This is a genomic window from Microbacterium sp. NPDC055455, assembly GCF_053619935.1.
In genome coordinates this window covers 1-1,651 of sequence record NZ_JBSHLB010000018.1, presented here as the reverse complement: position 1 = coordinate 1,651, position 1,651 = coordinate 1, and the positions used below count along the sequence as shown (strand labels likewise).

3 protein-coding genes are annotated in these 1,651 nt (G+C 70.9%); all 3 read left to right on the top strand.

Going from position 1 to position 1,651, the window contains the following annotated elements; all coding sequences use genetic code 11:
• Positions 1 to 248: 248 nt before the first annotated feature.
• The 3 genes from ACWGUG_RS18565 to ACWGUG_RS18555 are packed head-to-tail and all read left to right on the top strand — an operon-like array spanning position 249 to position 1,293.
• Entirely contained in the window at positions 249 to 524 is a 276-nt protein-coding gene (locus ACWGUG_RS18565) for a hypothetical protein (protein WP_376131518.1), read from the top strand.
• Positions 521 to 958, top strand: a complete 438-nt coding sequence (locus ACWGUG_RS18560) for a hypothetical protein (RefSeq protein WP_376131516.1) — start codon at positions 521 to 523, stop codon at positions 956 to 958. Before ACWGUG_RS18565 ends, ACWGUG_RS18560 begins: the two co-directional genes overlap by 4 nt.
• Positions 955 to 1,293, top strand: a complete 339-nt coding sequence (locus ACWGUG_RS18555; protein ID WP_376131513.1) for a hypothetical protein — start codon at positions 955 to 957, stop codon at positions 1,291 to 1,293. The genes ACWGUG_RS18560 and ACWGUG_RS18555 overlap by 4 nt, the downstream gene beginning before the upstream one ends.
• Positions 1,294 to 1,651: the final 358 nt, after the last annotated feature.

Here is a 1,651-nt window from a genome sequence, read left to right as displayed (position 1 = left end):
GGTCATGGTGTGTCCCTTCCTGGGGTTTGTATCTCTGACAGTTACAGACTACGAGGGGGGTCAGACATTGGGGACCATGGGCGGCTGGTTGGGGTGCTGTGGGGTGTCTTGGCAGGGGGTGAATTGTGCTGTCAATTTGCAAGCGGGTTTCGGGGTGAATGTTGTTTGCATTTTGCAAGCAGATTTCGGGTGGGAGTGTCGGGGGTGTGCGGTAGTTTGTAACTGTCAGAGATACAGAGTTTTGGGAGGTGGTGGTGATGGTTTCTGGTCGGTATGGGGTTCGGGGTCGGGGGATCAGTTCGGGTGCGTTGTTGGGTCGGATCGCGGCGCAGGAGCGTCGGGAGCGGTTCGAGGCGTTGCCGGAGGTTGTGGCGGCGCGTGAGGCGTTTCGGGTGGGTGTGCGGCGGGCGCAGTTGGAGTCGCGGATCGTGCGGGGCACCGAGGGTGGCTTCTACAGCGAGGCGGATATCGAGCACGCACGGGCGGCGCTGGCGCGGCTGGATGAGCCGGGGGTGGCGGCGTGAGCGTGGCGGCGGTGATCTCGGTGCGGGGGTTGTGGGTGGGTCGGCATGTGGTGACGCCGGATGGGGAGGGTGTGATCGGCGCGGTGGAGCGCGGCCGCGGCGAGGGGTGGCGTCCGGGGGAGCCTGAGGCGGTGCGGGTGGGGTTCGGGTTCCCGGTGGTGGAGGAGCGGGCGCGGGGTCGGAAGGTGGAGCGGGTGATGTTCCTGTTCGAGGTGGAGCGGCGCTACGAGCTCGACGAGGTGTGGCCGAAGCCGGCGGGCGCGCAGCGGGAGAGCGTGGATGAGTTCATGGCGCGCAAGCATGATCGGTCGTGGAAGCCGCGGGCGCTGCCGAAGTCGCGCCGGTTGCCGCGGTTGTCGGAGGAGAAGTTCGAGGCGCTGATGCGGGAGCAGGGTGCTGCGCGGTGGGATGAGCCGGGGAGGATGGGGGCATGACGACGCCGCGCAACTTCCGAGCTCACGTCGCGCTGACGGCGCGTGAGGCGGCCCCGGCGATGTGGTCGGGAGCGTACGTGAGCGTGGGCGAGTTCTTCGCCGTGGTGGGCGCTGCCGATCTCGCGGAGCGGTTCGAGCCGGTGCCGAGCAACGAGTGGGTGCGGCCGGGTCTGGCGGGAGCGGTGGCGTATCGGGATCCGGATGCCGCGGCCGCGGGCGAGGGGTTCGGATTCGCGCTGGCGGTGTACGTCGAGGGCGACGTGACGGTCTACCGGTTCCCGCGGATCGAGGATGCCGCCCGGGCAGGCCGGCTGTGGACGGCCGGCCTGATCTGAGCCGTTCGGCAGCGCCCGGCCACCTCGAGCTCGAGGCGATCGCCGGCCACGCAGCGCAGCTGCGCACCCGGCCTCGGCAGACGCCGCGCTGAGCGGCCGGCGAGGCGCCCTCGAGGCGACCACACCGGGGGAGCGGAGCCAGGCCCGCACGCAGGCGCACAGCGCCGCGCAGCGGGCATCCAGACCCCCCGGCCAGCCCTGCCACACCGCCCCCGCGAGCGCACCCGCGCTCGCCCCATCCGCACGGCCGACCACCCGACCTCGCACACCCGACCACGACCACGCGCACAGCGTCAGCCCGCCCCGAAAACGTCACCACAGCAGCGGCCCGCCAGGGCCGCAGGGCGCGCGCCAGCGC